This is a genomic window from Winogradskyella sp. A2 (assembly GCF_046762865.1).
Taxonomy (GTDB): Bacteria; Bacteroidota; Bacteroidia; order Flavobacteriales; family Flavobacteriaceae; genus Winogradskyella.
Genome location: NZ_JBKQXM010000030.1, coordinates 1 through 507, shown reverse-complemented (window position 1 = coordinate 507; position 507 = coordinate 1). Strand labels below are relative to the sequence as shown.

Annotated in this window: 1 protein-coding gene; it reads left to right on the top strand. The window is 35.3% G+C overall.

Translation table 11 applies throughout. From position 1 onward, the window contains the following. Window positions 1-29: 29 nt before the first annotated feature. A complete protein-coding gene (locus ACFWV9_RS16175) occupies window positions 30-422 on the top strand; it encodes a hypothetical protein (protein ID WP_411896266.1) in 393 nt (130 codons plus the stop codon). Window positions 423-507 lie beyond the last annotated feature (85 nt).

Below are 507 nucleotides of genomic sequence, written 5' to 3'. Positions count from 1 at the left end.
CGTTGTGCATAATTTAACCAAACAAAAACGTGAAAAAAATATTCATCTTGACTCTACTCTCATTTTTCGGTTGTAAAAACGAACCAATCTGTACTGTAAATGAAAATAACGCAGGAAAAGAAATTTATGATTTGGACGAGGCGACTTGTTTCATTGCTTTAAAGCTGAACAAGAAAAAGTCTGACTTGAAATTGATTCGCAGTGCTCTAATTGCGGAGGAAAACTATATGAGTAAAATCGGACTGACAACAGAAAATCCGAATCCCGAAAGTGAACCTGAATCGAATGCAGAATTGGACATTAACCAAATGGCGGAATATGCTATGAATGAGGAAAAAGTTGAACTGACAAAAGACGAATTAATCGAAATCTATGACACCGAAATCGAATATTTAATGTTCATCGGAGTTGTGGAACAATAAAAACTATGCACAACAACGGCTATAGTTCATTACGGCTGAAATTCCTAATCGGAATTTCGAGCCTTTTTGCTAAATTTATGGTTAC